The 18,347-nt window shown below is 41.2% G+C and carries 29 protein-coding genes; 3 read left to right on the forward strand and 26 right to left on the reverse strand.

Annotation, left to right across the window (positions count from 1 at the left end; all coding sequences use genetic code 11):
• From ARA78_RS14070 to ARA78_RS12925, 7 genes are all read right to left on the reverse strand, one after another.
• A partial coding sequence (locus ARA78_RS14070) for a hypothetical protein (protein ID WP_330376011.1) occupies positions 1-591 on the reverse strand: 591 nt, incomplete at its 3' end.
• Entirely contained in the window at positions 581-859 is a 279-nt protein-coding gene (locus ARA78_RS12900) for a DUF4176 domain-containing protein (RefSeq protein ID WP_022216712.1), read from the reverse strand. The genes ARA78_RS12900 and ARA78_RS14070, both read right to left, overlap by 11 nt.
• A gap of 60 nt (positions 860-919) precedes the next feature.
• On the reverse strand, positions 920-1,237 hold the full coding sequence (locus ARA78_RS12905; protein WP_015533471.1) for a WXG100 family type VII secretion target: 318 nt from the start codon (positions 1,235-1,237) through the stop codon (positions 920-922).
• 18 nt (positions 1,238-1,255) lie between these two features.
• Entirely contained in the window at positions 1,256-1,555 is a 300-nt protein-coding gene (locus tag ARA78_RS12910) for a WXG100 family type VII secretion target (protein ID WP_015533472.1), read from the reverse strand.
• An 18-nt stretch (positions 1,556-1,573) separates the two neighbouring features.
• Positions 1,574-1,846 carry a WXG100 family type VII secretion target gene (locus tag ARA78_RS12915; RefSeq protein WP_022216714.1) on the reverse strand — a complete coding sequence of 91 codons (273 nt, stop codon included), beginning with the start codon at positions 1,844-1,846 and terminating at the stop codon, positions 1,574-1,576.
• Positions 1,847-1,860: 14 nt separating this feature from the next.
• Entirely contained in the window at positions 1,861-2,178 is a 318-nt protein-coding gene (locus ARA78_RS12920; RefSeq protein WP_055147854.1) for a hypothetical protein, read from the reverse strand.
• Between the two features lie 24 nt (positions 2,179-2,202).
• Positions 2,203-2,493 carry a WXG100 family type VII secretion target gene (locus ARA78_RS12925; RefSeq protein WP_055280674.1) on the reverse strand — a complete coding sequence of 97 codons (291 nt, stop codon included), beginning with the start codon at positions 2,491-2,493 and terminating at the stop codon, positions 2,203-2,205.
• 225 nt (positions 2,494-2,718) lie between these two features.
• Here ARA78_RS12925 and ARA78_RS12930 point away from each other — a divergent pair, with 225 nt between their 5' ends.
• Together ARA78_RS12930 and ARA78_RS12935 are read left to right on the forward strand one after the other, a co-directional pair.
• Positions 2,719-3,258 (forward strand): DUF6120 family protein, encoded by a 540-nt coding sequence (locus ARA78_RS12930; protein WP_055280676.1) that lies wholly within the window; start codon positions 2,719-2,721, stop codon positions 3,256-3,258.
• A 2-nt stretch (positions 3,259-3,260) separates the two neighbouring features.
• Positions 3,261-3,734, forward strand: coding sequence for a hypothetical protein (locus ARA78_RS12935; protein WP_055280679.1), 474 nt, complete (start codon positions 3,261-3,263; stop codon positions 3,732-3,734).
• An 88-nt stretch (positions 3,735-3,822) separates the two neighbouring features.
• On the opposite strand, the gene ARA78_RS12940 is transcribed toward ARA78_RS12935, so the two are convergent.
• The 16 genes from ARA78_RS12940 to ARA78_RS13015 all read right to left on the reverse strand — a co-directional run bounded on the left by ARA78_RS12940 (position 3,823) and on the right by ARA78_RS13015 (position 13,451).
• Positions 3,823-4,347: a hypothetical protein gene (locus ARA78_RS12940; protein WP_022216206.1), complete on the reverse strand. Its 525-nt coding sequence runs from the start codon at positions 4,345-4,347 to the stop codon at positions 3,823-3,825.
• A gap of 27 nt (positions 4,348-4,374) precedes the next feature.
• A complete protein-coding gene (locus ARA78_RS12945) occupies positions 4,375-4,656 on the reverse strand; it encodes a hypothetical protein (RefSeq protein ID WP_022216205.1) in 282 nt (93 codons plus the stop codon).
• Positions 4,657-4,659: 3 nt separating this feature from the next.
• Positions 4,660-5,910 (reverse strand): hypothetical protein, encoded by a 1,251-nt coding sequence (locus tag ARA78_RS12950; RefSeq protein ID WP_055280680.1) that lies wholly within the window; start codon positions 5,908-5,910, stop codon positions 4,660-4,662.
• A 3-nt stretch (positions 5,911-5,913) separates the two neighbouring features.
• Complete coding sequence (locus ARA78_RS12955) at positions 5,914-7,263, reverse strand: hypothetical protein (protein ID WP_022216204.1); 1,350 nt, start codon at positions 7,261-7,263, stop codon at positions 5,914-5,916.
• Between the two features lie 37 nt (positions 7,264-7,300).
• Positions 7,301-7,624 carry a hypothetical protein gene (locus ARA78_RS12960; RefSeq protein WP_022216203.1) on the reverse strand — a complete coding sequence of 108 codons (324 nt, stop codon included), beginning with the start codon at positions 7,622-7,624 and terminating at the stop codon, positions 7,301-7,303.
• A gap of 29 nt (positions 7,625-7,653) precedes the next feature.
• Positions 7,654-7,950: a hypothetical protein gene (locus tag ARA78_RS12965; RefSeq protein WP_022216202.1), complete on the reverse strand. Its 297-nt coding sequence runs from the start codon at positions 7,948-7,950 to the stop codon at positions 7,654-7,656.
• A gap of 206 nt (positions 7,951-8,156) precedes the next feature.
• Positions 8,157-8,849: a 50S ribosomal protein L1 gene (gene rplA / locus ARA78_RS12970; RefSeq protein ID WP_015533477.1), complete on the reverse strand. Its 693-nt coding sequence runs from the start codon at positions 8,847-8,849 to the stop codon at positions 8,157-8,159.
• Positions 8,850-8,904: 55 nt separating this feature from the next.
• A complete protein-coding gene (gene rplK, locus ARA78_RS12975) occupies positions 8,905-9,330 on the reverse strand; it encodes a 50S ribosomal protein L11 (protein WP_015533478.1) in 426 nt (141 codons plus the stop codon).
• 43 nt (positions 9,331-9,373) lie between these two features.
• A complete protein-coding gene (nusG, locus tag ARA78_RS12980; protein ID WP_015533479.1) occupies positions 9,374-9,901 on the reverse strand; it encodes a transcription termination/antitermination protein NusG in 528 nt (175 codons plus the stop codon).
• Positions 9,902-9,916: 15 nt separating this feature from the next.
• Positions 9,917-10,129 (reverse strand): preprotein translocase subunit SecE, encoded by a 213-nt coding sequence (gene secE, locus ARA78_RS12985; protein WP_015533480.1) that lies wholly within the window; start codon positions 10,127-10,129, stop codon positions 9,917-9,919.
• Between the two features lie 27 nt (positions 10,130-10,156).
• Entirely contained in the window at positions 10,157-10,306 is a 150-nt protein-coding gene (gene rpmG, locus ARA78_RS12990; RefSeq protein ID WP_004849439.1) for a 50S ribosomal protein L33, read from the reverse strand.
• 134 nt (positions 10,307-10,440) lie between these two features.
• On the reverse strand, positions 10,441-10,683 hold the full coding sequence (locus ARA78_RS12995; RefSeq protein WP_055280684.1) for a hypothetical protein: 243 nt from the start codon (positions 10,681-10,683) through the stop codon (positions 10,441-10,443).
• Between the two features lie 38 nt (positions 10,684-10,721).
• Positions 10,722-11,198 (reverse strand): COG2426 family protein, encoded by a 477-nt coding sequence (locus ARA78_RS13000; RefSeq protein WP_022216200.1) that lies wholly within the window; start codon positions 11,196-11,198, stop codon positions 10,722-10,724.
• Positions 11,199-11,212: 14 nt separating this feature from the next.
• Positions 11,213-12,007, reverse strand: coding sequence for an enhanced serine sensitivity protein SseB (locus ARA78_RS13005; RefSeq protein ID WP_015533482.1), 795 nt, complete (start codon positions 12,005-12,007; stop codon positions 11,213-11,215).
• A 32-nt stretch (positions 12,008-12,039) separates the two neighbouring features.
• Positions 12,040-12,867: a zinc ribbon domain-containing protein gene (locus ARA78_RS13010; protein ID WP_055280686.1), complete on the reverse strand. Its 828-nt coding sequence runs from the start codon at positions 12,865-12,867 to the stop codon at positions 12,040-12,042.
• An 80-nt stretch (positions 12,868-12,947) separates the two neighbouring features.
• Complete coding sequence (locus ARA78_RS13015; protein WP_055280687.1) at positions 12,948-13,451, reverse strand: HD domain-containing protein; 504 nt, start codon at positions 13,449-13,451, stop codon at positions 12,948-12,950.
• Between the two features lie 219 nt (positions 13,452-13,670).
• Here ARA78_RS13015 and murI point away from each other — a divergent pair, with 219 nt between their 5' ends.
• Positions 13,671-14,438, forward strand: a complete 768-nt coding sequence (gene murI, locus ARA78_RS13020; protein WP_022216197.1) for a glutamate racemase — start codon at positions 13,671-13,673, stop codon at positions 14,436-14,438.
• A 269-nt stretch (positions 14,439-14,707) separates the two neighbouring features.
• Here the strand turns inward: murI and ARA78_RS13025 are convergent, their stop codons facing one another.
• From ARA78_RS13025 to ARA78_RS13035, 3 genes are read right to left on the reverse strand one after another with little or no spacing between them, the layout of a single operon-like run.
• The gene (locus tag ARA78_RS13025) at positions 14,708-15,910 is read right to left on the reverse strand and encodes a tyramine oxidase subunit B (RefSeq protein WP_022216196.1); all 1,203 of its coding nucleotides are present in this window, start codon (positions 15,908-15,910) and stop codon (positions 14,708-14,710) included.
• A gap of 31 nt (positions 15,911-15,941) precedes the next feature.
• On the reverse strand, positions 15,942-17,231 hold the full coding sequence (locus ARA78_RS13030; protein WP_055280689.1) for an MFS transporter: 1,290 nt from the start codon (positions 17,229-17,231) through the stop codon (positions 15,942-15,944).
• 9 nt (positions 17,232-17,240) lie between these two features.
• On the reverse strand, positions 17,241-18,335 hold the full coding sequence (locus ARA78_RS13035) for a polyamine ABC transporter substrate-binding protein (protein WP_055280691.1): 1,095 nt from the start codon (positions 18,333-18,335) through the stop codon (positions 17,241-17,243).
• Positions 18,336-18,347: the final 12 nt, after the last annotated feature.

Raw genomic sequence — 18,347 nt, forward strand, 5'->3', positions numbered from 1 at the left:
AGCTCCTAATCCTCCACTGATTGCACCCAATATTGCTCCAGATTCAAAACCATTTGCAAATCCATCATAAAATGACTTGCCGGATTTCATTGAAGCTATTCCATTCATAACGCCTGACGTGGCAGCACCAATAATAGCAGATGTCGCTATAGACTGTGTTACCGTGGCGGCCGCCGCCCCTAGTACAGCAGGGCAGACTATCGCCACTGCAGCAGTAACCACAAGCACGCCTATGCCTATAGCCAGCTTTCCCTCACTGGTCTCATACCATGGAGTTTCAGCATATAGGTTGCATAGAGTCTGTCCAGATGCCTCGAATTTTTCATTACATTCTTTATATAGATCGTATGCCTCATCCAGAATCTTCTTCAGAGTTCCAAGCCGATCATATTCGTCTACCAGTTGAGCACGATATCTGTCCAGGGATGATATATCCAGAGATTCCGCCATCTTGCTTATGTATATTATATCTCTCTGACGTCTGATATCATCAATATACTGTCCAAGTGTATCATATATCTTTGACAGCCTGTATGGTTCATCTTCAAGCCTGCCAAGGTCTACATACAAAAGCACTCCTCTATTTTCCATTATTTCCCTCATTCAGGTATTTGTCAACAAATTCAAACTCTTCCGGGTCCTGAAATCCAACAAAATATACCCGTTCTATCTGGTCATGGTCAAACATATACGTCTGTTTTGTAGATATATTTCCCTCTGGATACAGGCATCCTATATAATCCCTTACGCTATCTGAATCCTCTGCCTTCTGCAGTCTTCCATATATCATCAACCTTTTATTTGCGTTCTTTAATAACACAACCGAACCGATCGGCAGATATTTCTTAAATTCAATCATAATAACCTCCTCAATCTCAAAATGCCATCTCTGATAGCTATCAGAGATGGCACTTCTTTCCTACGAAATAATATTTGCTGCAAGCGATTCCGTTGCCGCTGCATTCTTTTTCTCTGTTGTCGTATATTCTTTAGCAAGTTCTGTAAGATTATTTACATGTTCATTAATCATTCGACCCATGGTATCCATATCCGTCTGCAGTTTTCTAAATTTGTTTATATACGATGCAGACGCATCTCCTGTCCATGATGATGAAAGTCCAGTGACATCATTCATCATATCATCTGTCAACGATTTCGTCTGAGTCATAACTGATTTAAAATCAGCAGCCTTAGCCTCCAATTCCGCCGGGGTGACTTTCAAATTCATATCTGACATATCTGTATTTTCCTCCCTTTAATACTTTCTCTGAGCCACTGTATTTGCATTTGTGGCTTCTGTAGTTTCATAATTAGCTATTATATTGTCCAGCGCTGAACAATACTGTTCTATCAGATTACTAAAATTTGTCATCTGTGAAACATCACTCTCAACTGCAGAGCTGAAAGCTTTTTTCGCGCTACCATCCCATGTACTGTTCAGAGCCTCCTTACTGTCTCTGAGCTTGGTTATCTGCTTCTTAAGAGACTGATTTTTCGAGCGAAGCTCTGTTGTTCTTTTCGTCATCTCTGACGATGTTACTGAAAATGCTCCCATACTTGATCCTTCCTTCTATTATTGATTTTGGTATATATTTGAAGCCTCCCGGCTCATACCCACGCCTAAATTTTCAAGTGCTGTACATGTATTGGATATGTCATTGTATACACTTTCGAGTTTTCCAATATATTTGTCACTTGCATCCCCTTTCCAGTTTTTTCTTATAGTCTCGACTTCACTTCCCAAATCAGATAAAACATACTGCTTTATACTTGCTTCTGAATTCAAGTAGCCATTTATAGCCGCTGCTATTTCTGAATAGTCCAAATCACTAATCTTTTTTTCCATGTGCTTACATCCCTTCAGCGAATTATGTTATCTGGTAACGATGAGGTCATATCACCATTCACAACTTCAGCAGTGATGTAGTTTCCTATAACCTCACCCAATGTATCACCATACGAATACATATCCTCCATAAATGCCTGCATAGTATCCATCTTCGATACAAGATCAGAATAAATATCTGCCCAGCCTTCACTCTCCCAATATTCCTGTATCTTGCCACAGGTTGATATGATCGTATCATACTGATTTCCCAGATCTGTTGCCCCCTTGCTCAAGGTATCATGAAATGTTTCCAGTTTATTTATCGGTACTTTCACCGTCTCAACATACATACTTTCCCTCCGTTATTAAGCACCCTAGCCAATCAGAGCAATTACATTTCTTTCACAAGTCTCAAACGTATTGCATACATCAAGCAATGAGTCCACTTTCTTTTGAAGATCCTCATACATGGATTTAACTTTACTATCGCTGTTCTCAAATTTTGTATTAAATGAGTCTGCTGCAGGGCCTTTCCATTCTTTAATAAGATCTTGATAATCATTCTGGATGTTTCGTCTGTCAATTGTGCTTTGATCCAGACAGTCCTGTATAATCACAAGATCTGTGTGCAGCTTCCTTGTATCGACATTTATCTTATCCGACATAATCTTTCTCCATTCAATTATTTTGTATTTTTAGTATTACATCTTTTAAACCGTTTTGTCAACAATGGTTTTGTTTTTCTAAATTTATTTGTTTATATTTTTGTAACTAACAGCCACATTTTGACAAAATTTGTTTATTAATGTCAAAAGCATTATTGATTTTCTGATATTTTAGTATAAAATAATATTAGTTCATATTGAAATTGTATTAAAAGGAGAATGAAAATGAACACCAACTCAGCCAACTCAGCATATGAAAAAAACGAAAAAACTGTAGATAAGTATATTAAAGCTATTAAAAAAGAGTTTCCAATATACAGAAAGGGGGAAAAGAGATATTTAAAGATGCTGCGTAGTTCTATGTATGATTACGCAGTAAGTTTTGAAGGCGAGTTGATCACAGTATCACATCTGTCTAAAAAGTTTGGAAGTCCCAAGGATTGTGCCAATACATATATTGAATATTTAGGCACAGATACTATATGCCACAACATGAACGGAAAGAAATATGGGAAATATATTTTCATTACCGCGCTTTCTGTTATACTGGGTTTTGCAATATGTATATCAGTTATGTTGTATAAGGAATGGCAGATATCCAGACGTAGTGATATTGCATCAACTACTATTGTCATTCAAGATGGTGTAACGCCAGATGATTTATCTGATAAATCACGGATAGATTCTGCTGAAGACGCACAATTAAATAATAGCTCGGAAACTCAGAATAATGATAATAACAATAATACTGATACGGAGGAATAAATATGAATAAAAAATTACGTAGATTATTAGCTATATGTTGTATGATCTTCATCTGTTTGTCTACAATAAACGTTCCAACTGTTAAGGCCGCAGAAGAAGATACGAGCGATGACTCTCTTACATTTGTGGAAGTTATCGAGGAAATGCCATCTCAGCCATCTCTGAGTAGAGCCACAAAAACCAAAAGTGCTTCCAAAACTATATACTGCAATGATTCTAACGGAAACGTTCTCTGGAGTCTTCAGATTGCAGCAACATTCCGTTATACAGGTTCTTCCAGCACATGCACATCCGCTAAAGCTGTAGCAACTTCTAATAGCTCATACTGGAAGGTAGCCACACCTTCTTGTTCAAGATCTGGCAACAAAGCAACTGCTAGTACAGTTGGGAAAAAGTACTCCTCAAAAGGCGTACTGCTTCAGACAGTTACTAAATCAGTTACTATATCATGTTCAGCTAACGGAACTATTTCCTAATTTCCTAGTTAGTTATACAAGATAAAGAACAAGGCCACATACCACACGAAATATCTTACAGATTTTTCATATGGTATGTGGCCTTATTTTATCTGTACCGGCCAGACACCCCTGCTAATGCAGATCTTATAACCAGCTCCAACGCAGTAGCAACAACATACAATGCTATGCATATTACCAACTTCACGCCCGTAGAAAGCTTCTCACTTTTAGCAACCATAAACGTCACGACTGCCGCAGTTCCGAGCAGCAAGCCTCCTATGGCACCACCCATTATTCCCCAATATTCTATAAAATATAATACATAAAATACTACTATCCAGGCAGGAGCTTTTTGATTAGCTCCTGCACCATCTGGATATGTTCCCAGATCCATTCCATCCATAATGAGACTGATACCACTCACTGCGCTTATAACCAGATTCAGTTCTTTTCCTGCTAACGGAACTGTATAGCTCAACTGTTTATCTTTTCTTAAGGTGCCTGTTCTCTCCAGTGATCTGAGTTTGAATGCCTCACCACCATTAATAAATATACTTCCTTTCATGTACTCCACCAGATATTGAACACCATCTATCTGTACATTCCAACCATATTTCTTTGTATCTGCCATTGCATTAACTCTCCCTTTTCCGTTAAATTATTTCTCATTTTGTTTTTTATAAATTTCGGATGCCTGCTCACTCATACTCATTGCCATATTATATGCTGCGGTATTTGTGTCACTAATTGCATTGTATAGCAGCTCAAGTTTACCTACGAATAAGGTCTCCGCTTCGCCCTTCCAATTCTTGTTAAAGCTTTCTGCCGATTGAAATAAACTATCTAGAATATATTGACTTATATTATTTCGGATTCCCAATATACCATTTATAGCGGATTCTATTTGAGCATACTCATAATCTGTTATTTTTTCCAACACAAATCACCTCCCCGCAATGTTTTTATTTTCACTCTTCATGTACTTTATATATTTATCAAATTTTTGCTCTGATAATTTATCAAATACCACCGGCATACATGAACCATCTGACATAGAATAGACTCCTGAAAATTCCGATGAATCAACAAGTGCATATTCAACATTTCCCGGAAGCTTCTCTATACAATCCTCCACCAAAATAAATGTAAATGCACAGACACACAGATCATCACGCAGTGCTTCCACAATTCTATGATTTTCCAATAAAGCCATATCATCTATAAACACTATGTACCGCGGTTTCATATTTTCTACGCCGACTCCATTCAAAGCCTTTCTTTCCTCGATTGCCAGTGCCAGCATGTCTAATACTTTTCCTCTTTTTTCAGGAGTGCCTGCTACAAGACTAATGCCCGTCTCCATCTGAGTTCTCGTGAACGACTCATATTTATTCCACCCCTTACTATTAACACTATCATACACAAATGCAACCTTAAGATCCTCTGGCACTTCACTTACCAAAATCTGCGTAGACAATGCCCTAACTATATCGTATGCCTTCCTCTTGTCACCTTGTCCTACTACGCCAAGTAATCCCACCTCGTCCAGACTTATAGCTTTGGGGATATCATGTATTATTCCGTATTCTTCTTTGAGTTTTTTACAAGTTCTCTTTAACTTAATATTCTGTGGTATATTTACCATATTGGGAAGTATGATATGCTCTGATATATCCAGATCACCTGTTCCTAGTCTATATGTGAGCATTACATCTCCCTGATTACGAATCTTTTTCTCTCCCCTCATAATTCTTCTTATCAGATTCTCTGCCGGCACAAACCGTTTGTTCATCCATTCTAAAGCGGCTTCTCTGTAAGAAATTATCTGCTTGCTAACATCCTCCAAATAGTTCTCTCTTATTTTTTTTATTTTCTTTCTTGAGGGTCTATTTCGTAAATAATCACGAATACTATCATATAAGGCCACAAGAGCAATCACTATTCCTACTGGTACAGCCCCCAGAAGCATAAGCGTATATCTTGTAACGGAAGGGCTTGTATGCGGTTCACCTGTCATCTCCATATATTTATAATACGCATACACGCCCAAAACCGCATAAAATGCTAATATTTTTATAGCTGTCCATATATCTTCTTTATTTTTATTAAGTTGGGGAATCGCATGCAATTTGAGATCACTCTCCATGCTTGGAAATCTTTCAATAATATTTTTATTTGTATCTTCTCTAATCATTTCTTACCTAATAAATTTAATTTCAACATCGCTATCTAATGCACACTTTGCTTTCATGTATAGATCTTTTAAATCTCTATTTGATATACTCCGTCCTCTTGCATCAATAACTATTGTCTGCTTTGTTCCTGTGGGCAAATTTGCTTTCATTTTCTGGCTTCTTGTCGTGACATCTTTGATAAGCATTGCCCTTCCACTTTCATTTTGAATATTATAACTTCTGACATCAATACAACTTCCATCCTTATACAATGTCGGACTTATACTTCCTTGAGCATTACGCGTTGATTTTTCTCCATTTAAAAAAGCCTGATTTTGACTGTAACCTTCATTTTTACTTGTAATTTTCCGGACAGTTTTCTCTTTTGTCGAAAGCTTTCCAACCTTGCGCTTTTCTCCTTCCATTGCCTTATTTTTTTCTATACTTTTTGTTCTTTTTACGTCAACAAATTTCTCGCCAATTCCAACAGCAGTATCTATCGCTAAATTATATGTAAAATTCTCTTTATATTGAATTGCGGCATCCTCCAACGAAACGTTTCTACAATGTGATTTCTCTTGGGCGCAATATATGGATGTCGACAAAGCCGAATTCCCCGCCATTACTGCGAAGTTAACGCCATTTACATAACCGGTTATTTTATATTGCTGTAAAAAAGCTGCAGTATTAGTCATCGTCTTTGCACTTTTCACTATAGCCAACGTCTCCCCAAAACCTTCCAGTAATCCAGTGGCTCCACCTTCCAAAGCACCCCACATATATGCATCAGCAAAGGCATCCGCAGGATTTTCTCCATTTTTGCATGCCATATAACATGAATACTCTGCATTCATCATAGATGTTGTTAGAGAACCCCACGCCATGTCTGCCGTTACTGTCTCTATCATAGTTGCTGCTGTTGTACTTGTCATTGCGCCAGTAGACATCGCTGCAGCAGTAACCTCTGGTGCTACAATAGCAATCACCAGCAATCCCACTATTATGCTCGTCCCAATGACTATCTTTCCTTCATTTGTCTTTGCCCACGGGGTAATTGCATATTGATTTCCAAGGTCTATACCCATTTGAGTATATGTATCATTACACATCTTATACTCTTTGTATATATCTTGCAAAGCTTTTGAAAACTTGTTCAACCGATCAGCTTCTTCCACAAACTCATCATAAGTTCTTATAAGTGCTGGCATGTCATATAACCCATCTGCCATTTTGCTGTATCGTATAACATCCATCTGCCTTTTATACATATCTATGTAATCCCCAAAGTTTTTACTGACGTTATTAAATTGTTCTACTTCGTCCTCCAGCTTCTCAAGATGTACATATAGTTCTATACCAGTGCCGTCCATCATTTACCCCTTAATATTACTTTTTAACCCAATATTTCTTTTAGTTAATTACGTCTCCCGACAAAGATTCTCCAATATCCACATTAATTGCTTCCACAACATCATAGCTTTCTGTAATATTTACAATATCCACATAGTACTTAGACATATCGTCTACGATCTCATTCATACGATCTGATTTATCTGCCATATCTTCATAAATATCTGTCCAGCCATCACTTTCCCAATAACCATTTATTTTGTTGCATGTTTCTATAATACTTCCAAATCGCACAAGCATATCCGCAAAGTTCTGCGCATATAGTTTTTCAAATAGCAACATTTGCCTTAATGGCACCACTATTATTTCTGTATCGCTTTTCACATAACCATTCCTTCCTGAATTTTGCTCGATCAGAGTTCCTGAATCCTATCCAATACAGAAGCTTCACACTTCTCAAACAATTTACACATGTCATAAACGCCATCTATCTTATCCTTAAGATCACTATATAAAGCCTTCATATTGGTCATAGCATTTCGAAATCCTTCATCATAAGTTTTTGCGGCAGGTCCACGCCACTGTGACGCAAGTTCTTCATATCCACACTGAATAACAAGTCTTTCGCGCATACTCGCATCAATATCGTCCTTCAACGCCTTTATATCCGCATGTAACTGTTTTGTATTAATATTTATTTTTGTTGCCATACTCATCCTCTCCATTTATGTTATATACAGTATCTTACTTTTGGATATAGTTGTCAATATGTATTTAGATAATCTATTTTATGTTGATCAGTATTTATTGTCATCGTTTTTTGCATACAAAAAGCCCCACACCCTACGCAATATCCTGAAGATATCTCATAGTGGTGTGGGGCTTTTGTGTGACTGATGCTCAGGTCAACCGGCTTTTATACGTAGCTTGTTGTGTTGATCTTTACACCAGGGCCCATTGTTGAAGCAATTACAACGCTCTTAAGGTACTGACCCTTAGCAGCAGCTGGCTTTGCCTTAACAATAGCATTTATTAAAGTCTGGAAATTCTCGTTTAACTGTTCCTCTGTGAAAGAAACTTTTCCCACTGGCACATGGATAATGTTGGCTTTGTCAAGTCTGTACTCTATCTTACCAGCTTTGATATCTGAGATAGCCTTAGCTACATCCATAGTAACTGTTCCAGCCTTAGGGTTTGGCATGAGACCCTTTGGTCCAAGTACACGACCAAGACGTCCTACAACGCCCATCATGTCAGGTGTTGCAACAACAACGTCGAAGTCTAACCATCCCTCGTTCTGGATCTTTGGCACGAGCTCGTCTCCACCAGCGTAATCAGCGCCTGCTGCAAGAGCCTCGTCAACCTTTGCACCCTTAGCAAATACGAGAACCTTAACAGTCTTACCTGTTCCGTGTGGAAGAACTACGGCACCACGAACCTGCTGATCAGCGTGACGTCCATCAACACCGAGTCTGAGGTGTGCCTCTACTGTCTCATCAAACTTAGCTGAAGCCATCTTCTTAACTAAAGCAACTGCCTCAGTTGCCTCGTAAGCAGCGGTCTTATCATAGAGCTTGCTTGCATCTACATATTTCTTACTCTTTATCATTATTATAAACCTCCTGTGGTCATATCGGGAGCGACCCTCCCACTAAATATCTGTATTACTCTTCAACTGTAACGCCCATTGAACGAGCTGTTCCAGCAATCATGCTCATAGCTGACTCAAGGCTTGCAGCGTTCAGATCCTTCATCTTAAGTTCAGCGATCTCCTGAACCTTAGCCTTAGAAATTGTTGCAACCTTAGTCTTCTTTGAGTTTGCAGAACCTGACTTGATGTTACATGCCTTCTTGATAAGAAGTGATGCAGGTGGAGTCTTTGTAATGAAGCTGAAGCTCTTATCCTGGTATACTGTGATAACAACAGGAATGATCATGTCACCCTCATTAGCTGTTCTTGCATTGAATTCCTTTGTGAAAGCAACGATATTTACACCGTGCTGACCAAGAGCTGGTCCAACAGGTGGTGCAGGAGTTGCCTTTCCTGCAGGTATCTGTAATTTGATGTATCCTTCTACTTTCTTTGCCATTTTAGCATTCCTCCAAAATACTGTGGTACAATCCACTTGATAATTACAACTTCTTGATATCAGCAAACGCAATATCAACAGTATTCACACGACCAAACATTTCTACTTCGATGGCTACGGTCTGTTTTGCAGTATTAATTGCCTTAATTGTTGCTACTGTGCCTTCCCAGGCACCTGAAGTAACCGTTATTGAGTCTCCCACTTCAACATCGATGACAACCTCCTCTGAGGTCTGATACAGATTGCTCAGCTCCTCATCAGTGAGTGGTACAGGCTTTCTTGGATCTGATCCGACAAATCCTGTAACTCCTCTGGTATTACGTACAACATACCATGTAACATCGTTCATGATCATGTTGATGAGAACGTAACCAGGAAGTATCTTTCTCTCGATCGACTTTGGCTTACCATTCTTAATCTCTGTGGCATCTTCAACCGGAACGACTACCTCTAAAATCTGGTCTTGTAAATTTCTGTTTTCTTTTGTTTTCTCAATATCAGCCTTTACTTTGTTTTCATATCCTGAGTAGGTATGAACAACATACCATCTTGCATTCTCTGCCTCTGACATATTCTCCACCATCCTTTACCCAACTATGAAATTCAAACCAATCTGGATCAACCAATCTACGATAGCTATGATACAGCCGAGTACGACTGAGGAAACAACTACCGCAAATGACTGTCTTGCAAGGGAGCTCTTGTCAAGCCATGTAATCTTCCTGAACTCTCCCTTTAATTCCTGAAACCAGCTTCTCTTGAGAGTATTTGACTTTTCTTCTTTACTAGATTTAGACATAACTCTATTCCTCCTTACTGGTTCAGACTATTTTGTCTCCTTGTGTACTGTATGAGCCTTGCAGAATCTACAGTACTTCTTTGTTTCCATTCTGTCTGGATGCGTTTTCTTATCCTTTGTCATATTGTAATTACGCTGTTTACAATCCTGACATGCCAATGTTATTTTAACGCGCATTTCCACTTACCTCCATTGTTATTTTAAGGCACAAAAAAAAGACCTCTTTCATCGCAAAGTCTACAATAACACAATCGACCTATGCAAGTCAAGAAGTCTTTTATATAATTTCTAGTATATTTGATCCTGTCCGTCTATCTTCCGTTTGTACTCATGTCTTTTATGACATCTATGAGATCCATGTCGGAATCTGTGAGCTTCACATTGGTACAAATGGTCTTGCCCTCTGTATCTGTGATCTTCACTTCTATTATATAGCCTTCCTTTATTCCTGTGGCTGCGGCTGCTCTGAGGAACATAGGGAACTTTGGATGATTCTGGACGAACCGCTCCCAGGCTCCTTTGATCTTAAACATCATTCCCGGATTAAATGCCATATTTATCAACCTCTCTGTAAATCTTACTTATATCAGTATTATTTCAAAAGACCTATCGCTCCGAACAATCCTATACTTCCAAGGTACATGATCACTCCTGCCATGATCACTCCCAGCATGACCATGATAACGCTTTTCTTCCAGTCAAGCTCAAGGAAACTGGCTGCCAGTGTTCCTGTCCACGCCCCGGTTCCCGGAAGTGGTATTCCCACGAACAGCAGAAGTGCGATATACACTCCTGTGCCGGACTTTGCCATGAGCTTCTGTCCGCCATGCTCTCCCTTCACAAGACACCATGTGAAGAATTTGCCTATGAATCTCTTGTCTTTTCCCCACTCAAGCACACGTCTTGCAAACCAGTATATAAATGGAACCGGTATCATATTGCCTATGACGCACACTATAAATGACGGTATACTCGGAAGTCCAAAGCCCACCGAATACGGTATGGCGCCTCGAAGCTCAAGTATTGGTACCATGGATATAAGAAATATAGTCAGATATTTTTTTAACATAACGATCCTCTCATTTAATTTTCAAGTCCGGCTCTAACATAGAACGGCTCTGTCACCTCTGTCACTTTCTTACCAAGCATGTTGTCTGCTCTGACCAGTGCCACCTCGATGCCAAATGAATGAGGCTTCATAAGAGGTATGAGTCCGGCAAATACAGGCTTCTCGTCTCCGTTTACCTCAAGAGCAACAAGATACTTATCCTCCTGTCCCTGCTCCTCCATCATCTGTATATACGCTCTGTCAACATTCTCTTTGTCTGCCAGATACTCTCTTGCAGCATCAAGCATCTGTATCGGCTGATACTTTGGTGTTCTGAGCTTGACTGTTGCGCCTGGCTTGATCTTGCTCTGTACAAGTCCTGTACGTGAGCGCTCTCTGTACTGACGGATAAACTCTCCTGATATAAAGCAGTTCTCAGTGAAAGGATTCATAGCTATTCCGCTTATGTTTCCATTTGAATTGAACACAAGATCCTCAAGCTGCTTATATGGAAGTATTATTCTCTGGAAGCCATCGTTAAACTGCGATGAAGCCATCGACTCATAATCTGTGAAGCATGGAAGTACCTTGTCTCCCTGCTCATTTGTCAGAAGTGAGAAGTTGATCTTCACTCCGTCCTGGAATGTAACCTTTCCATTCTCATCAGGCTTTGGCTCCTGGTCGAACTTTGCAGGAACTATAAATACTGCATGGACCACTGACTCAAAGAGCTGCTTAAGTGTATCCTTGTTCTCATTTTCTCTAACTGCGTGCATAGCCTCAACAAGCTCCACGTTCTCAATCTTTTTTCCAATGTCTTTTACGTCCATCTCGTTATCCTTTCATTAATTAAGTGTGTATTCTATCTCTTCTCACCGTAATACTCGTTGTAAAGCTTCACCGCTTCCTCATAGTGCTCTTCATCAGCCTTTGCCTGATCTGATCTCTTGGACAACACAAGGTCCGGTCTCACATCCGGCATGCTCTGGCCTATCCTTGAGGTAAATTCTGTAAAGAACTCCTGGCCACCTGCATATGATGCCATCGGTATAGCCACCATTCCCTTTGAGGTTGCAAATATGTATCCTCTGTTCACGTGATAGAACGGCTCTACAACGCGCTCATTCTCTACTATATCATCTATCTCGTATTTTCTCCACATAAATGGTATCTTACTGAAATATATCGCCTTGTCATCCATCTTCACCGCCGATGATACCGCTATCCTGCAGAATATCGCAAGTATAACGCTCACACAGAATGCAAGTATGACTGCAATCCTTCCCATACCTTTATTGAGACTGTCCACTCCAAATACAGCCACCACAATGAGGAACAGTATGAGCAGGCTTACTATGAATACCATAGGTCCAACTGTGGAATAACCTCTCATAACTCCGTTCTTATTCTTGCGGCATTTTCCGTAGTAGCTTATTCTTGAAGGCTTCATACCGAGATCCTCTCCACACAGAGGACAATACTTCTGGTTGACCGTACAGTTTGCCGGTATTGATTTGCCACAGTGCGGACATCTGAAGAATATGGTGTTTATAATGCCTGATATAAGCGCAAGCACTACGAACAGAATCCAGCCCATGCTTATATTTCCTGCAAATGCAAATCCAAATATACACAGCACTCCTACTATTGGCAAAGCTGTAGACAGTAACTTTGATATATAAAGCTTCATCTTTCTCCTCCAAATCTGACAGTGACATCTACACTGTCACCATCTCTGACCTGTTAAGTATAACATAATTCATCTTTTTTTCAATATTCCAGCGAAAAGAGCTGTCTGCACAGCATTTTGCCGGATTCCGTGGCAAATATATTAACGTATGCCGTCCTTATAGTATCTGCGTCCGCCTTATCCTCATACATGTTGACGAGGAAATCGGCCTCCACCAGTATCTGATAATCCAGACCATCTATATTCCTGTAGGTGTGGTGATGTGCCACCAGATAACATGCCCTCTCCACTGCGGCATCTTCTGCACCTGCCTCTCTGAGCAGCCGTCTTGCCTCAGGAGGTCCCTCCTGTTCCTGCAGCTTGCCATTATTATATCCATATTTCAGTTCTGCGTTCTTTATGCCTATATCGTGGGCAAGTGCTGCGATCTCCAGGACCTGCATCTCGTCGGGCTCCATGCCCTCCATCTCAGCTATCAGCTTCGCAAATGAATGAACCTTCAGGAAGTGATGTACCCGTCTGGAATCCCCGGCATAGTATTCAATCATTTTCTCTTTTACTATAGAAACCAAATTTCGTGCCATGTCATCATCCGCCTTTCTTTATGACTCGTATCATTCTAACACCACTATTTGTGAATAGTCTATACAGTTTATAAACATTTAATCTTCCTTACGCCCGGACTTTCTGTTACTTCTATAATATATACTTCCGTAAGTTGTTTTTTATTGACTATAATAGTATAATTTTAGGTTGGAGATAAACTATCAATACAAGTGATACAAAACATTGGAGATTTTATTATGGACGCACGTTCAATTGGAGTATTCGACTCAGGGCTCGGCGGAATAAGCGTTCTCCGCGACATCGTGGAGCTCATGCCCTGTGAAAATTATATATATTTTGGCGATTCGGCACACGCACCTTACGGAACAAAGACCAGAGAGGCTATTCTTGAGAGATCGGAGCAGTGTACCAATTTTCTTCTCGCAAAGGATGTGAAGGCGATCGTCATCGCCTGCAACACCGCCACAAGTGTTGCAGCCTCGACACTGAGACAGCAGTATCCTTCCATACCGATCATCGGTATTGAACCGGCTCTGAAGCCTGCGGTTCTGTGGAAGGAGCACGACAAGGTAGCTGTCATGGCGACGCCAGCCACGCTTGCTCTCCCAAAGTTCCAGGAGCTCATGAAGGTATACTCGAAGGAATCTGATATTTACCCGGTTCCATGCCCGGGACTTGCGGATTATGTGGAAAAGGGAATTTTTGATGGTGAGGAGATCACAGAATTTCTGAAAGGACTGCTCGCCCCATCTCTGGAGAAGCATGTGGATGCCATCGTTCTCGGCTGCACTCATTATCCATTTGTGGAGAAGGTTATACAGCGTATTGCCGGACCTGACGTGAAGATCTTCAATGGAGCCCACGGCACCGCCCTGGAGCTTCAGAGGAGACTGCGCATCGCTGAGCTTCTCACGCCTTCCATAGAGAAGGGCACTGTGGAGTTCTACAGCAGCAGCACAAACCCTGAAACCATTAAACTTTGTCACCAATTGTTTGAAGCGTAATTGACGGACGGCTCAAAACATATATCCAACATAAAAAAGTCCGTGTATGTACATGGTCAATCACGTTCTACAGCTGTCGCTTCAAGCATTTCTATATGCATGCGGCTCCGCACGCGATAAGGGCGTTTGCGTGCTATGCCTTAGCACAGAAATGCTCGAAGCTCGGCTGTATTCACTACCGATTGTCCATGTACATACACGGCTTTTTTGCTGAATATATGTTTTGAGCCTGACTACGACTTATTATTCAAAGCTAGTTCTCAGAATTGTTAAAATGCATATGGGTGATCCCAGACTTTGAGTTTCGTGCCGATATCATGGACAAGGGCATAGGTGTAACATTCATATGCCCATGCCACGTCCTCTGTCGGCATGCCCTCTATAGACACGAGTATTATCTCATCGTCGGATTCACGGCCAGGCTTCTTGCCGCGGATTATCTCCCCAAATGTAGTAAGAGAATCCCTCTCGATCAATCCATCCTGCACCATATAGACGAAGTCCTCTCCCATGCAGCCTGTGTGGAGTCTGTCGCCATTTTCATCGTATCCAACATTATCTTCCTCTGCATAATTCTCGTACATTCCGTAGTTGTCTATGACTTTTTTCAAGTCAACAATACTCTTATGCTCCATATTGAAGGTACTTGTAGAGATGACCAGCGCTCCGGGCTTGAGCCACTCTCGCTTGTACTCTGGCCACTCGCCCTCCTTGCATGAGACTGCCTCAGTTATGATGTCTGCATCCTTAAGTGCCTCCTCCATATCCTTGCACAGAACTATATTTTTTACCTGAGGATAATTTTCCTCTATGTACTCTTTCATCTTAATCGCATTTGCCGATGTCGGTGAGCTGCCCTTTATCTTGATGGTGTCTATGTCAAATCTCTGTGACATGATGGCTCTGAGACTTGATCTGCATATGACTCCAGGGCCGACCAGTGTGAGCACCTTTGAGTCATTCCTTGCCAGAAGCTTTGCCGCAAGTCCCGGCATAGCACCTGTTCTCATAGAACTAAGAAGATTTCCGGACATATATGCCAAAGGTTTTCCTGTCTCCACATCGTTGAGCATCATCATCAGTATGGAACGAGGGAGCCCTATGGCTCTGTTGTTGCCATTTGAACCATACCACTTCTCTCCTGCCACATGGAATCTTCCGCCCAGGTATGCAGGCATGGCGATGAATCTCCTGTCTCTGGCATTGTTGACCGGGAAATTCTCTATCGGTGACTTCTTTGGGAAGTACAACATAAGGCCATGTGCGTCATTGTACGGACCACCCATGAGGAAATCTCCGTCCTCCATGAGTCCCATGGTCTCCTCCATGACATCCACACATCTTCCCGGGTTGAGAACACCCGCATCTATCATATCCTCCTCACTGAGGTAGAGGAAGCTTATATTCTGCTTGTCTGTTTCTATATTGCTCTTTCTTCCTGCCGCTTCTGATTCTACATCTCGGTTCTTCATAATCCTTACCAAACCTTTCTCTCGTCATATATCAGCTGTTTTTTATTATTTTGCCGTGAATCTCTTTTGACGCACGACACATGATCACTATACATACAATGGACACTGCACTTATCACTACGCTGGAATCCATGAGCACTGTAAGTCCGTATCTGGAATTTATCCATCCACACAGCAGAGCTCCTATCCCCTCTCCGGCTCCCACCGTAAATGCGTTTATCAATGACATTCCCTTCACAACATCAGCGGGTGACAGCATCTCTTCTATAAAATACACACTTCCGGAATAGAATAACCCAAAGCCCAGCATCTCGCATCCCTGGGATATGACGATCACCCACACATTGTCCGAGAATGCCGCGAACATGTTCTTGAATGTCATGAACACCGCACAGCACAGCATTATCTTGTCAAGAGATATCCGCTTTCTGAATTTTATGAGCAGGAATGCCGACGGGACTTCACTGACCGCCATCACGAACTCAGCCAGTCCATAATGAAAATTATTGCCACCCAGGCGTTCAAACACATTTATCAGGAATGTCGTTCCAACATTATATCCCATGAACATAACCGCTGAACCTATGAGAAACCACCTGTACTTCGGGTATGTTGTGAGCAGATATCCTGCGGTGTGTACCTCTGTTTTCCGGGTCTCCGTAATGTTTGCTGCAGCTATTCTCTCTCTTGCGCCCAAAGCCCTGCAATCGCTGCAGGATGATGTATCATCCATGACCAGCAGCACCGCCAGCATCATGGCGGTGAACAGCATCTGTAGTATCAGAAGCCTGTTCGCATCATATCTGTCACAGAACACCCCAAACAGCACACATGCCACAGCCCACGCGCAGGAACCTGCTGCCCTGCATATAGGGTAGTTGATATTTCTGCCGCCGTTCATATACTTTATGGACAGGGAATCTATAAGCGGTGATATGCATGTAAATGTTGCACCAAATCCGATGAACAGCATCACTGTCTGTACAAACGATAATTTATACTCATAAAAAACAGATGTCAACAGCAGCGCCACAGCAGTCAGCACTGAGATGATATATTTTAACTGGATACGTTCTGCATGCCGGTCGGAAAATACACCTATGATTATCTGAAACACTACAGTTGAAAATAATTTTACCGCATTTATTACTCCTATCTGTCCGTCCGTAAAACCTTTATACTGCAGCATCTGCGTGAGGTATGCGTACGCAGATGCCGCACAGGTCCAGAACATCATCTGTAATATTGCATATTTTATATTGAGCTTCGCGTTTTTCTTTTTTATAGATGTGTCTACGCGTATCTTCTTCTGCAATCCCATAGGCTGTTCCTATCTGGATGATTTGATCTCCATGACCGCATCTGTCTCAGCTGATATCGCATCTGCATCAAATGTATTTATCATAAATATTCTCTTCTTCATATCATCTGTGAGCACACACAGTGGACTGTTTTTCAGGTCATCATCCAGATATTCTACTGCTGCCTTATTGGCACAGATGAACTGGAATTCATTTGTGAGTTCTGCGGATATGTCAGGTCTCAATATAAAGTTAAGGAACAACTCTGCCTCCTCTTTGTGCTTTGAGCCTTTGAGCAGGACCATTGTATCCATTGAGAGTGAACACTGCTCACCATCCATGACTACCTCAAGATCCGGATTCTCCTTCATCGCCTGAAGTGCCTCGCCGCTGTACATGAGAGCAACTGCTACCTCTCCCTTTGCCATACTGTCTCTCGTGTCTGTTGACGCTGCAAATGCCTTGATATATGGATTCAGCCCACTTATATAATCCTTTGCCTTTGCAATATCATCGAGGTTGCCCGATGTAGGATCAAGGCCGCATCCCAGCAGACCTACACTCATAATAGCCTGGGAATCATCCACAAGCAAAATATTATTCTTCAGATTATCATTCTTCAAGTCGTCCATCTTATGGCTCTCTATACCATAGTCGTCCAGCATCTTTTTATTTGCTATCCATACACAGGATGTTCCCATATATGGAACACAGTACTCTCCATCCGGATCACACTGCATTGTCCTGTAAGTCTCATCGATATTGTCATAATTGGTGATCACATCCTTGTCCAGAGGCTCAAGCAGATCATTTGCCTTCATAGATTCTATGTAGAAGTTTGAAGGTACTGCAATGTCATATTCTGATCCGCCTCCCGCCATGAGCTTTGCCAGCATCTCGTCATTCGACTCAAATGTAGTCTCCACTACCTTTATGCCATATTCCTCCTCAAATTTATTGAGAACATCTTCACTCATATACTCTGACCAGTTGTACAGATATATCTCCTTTGCGTATCCGTCTGCAGTTTTCTCTTCTGAATCGCTGCCACATGCTGTCATCGTAAATACCATTGTCACTGCAAGTGCTGCAGCCATCATTTTTTTGATTTTTCCTCTTACCATAGTCATTTCCTC

Origin of the sequence: Coprococcus eutactus (assembly GCF_001404675.1) — a bacterium.
Taxonomy (GTDB): domain Bacteria; phylum Bacillota; class Clostridia; order Lachnospirales; family Lachnospiraceae; genus Coprococcus; species Coprococcus aceti.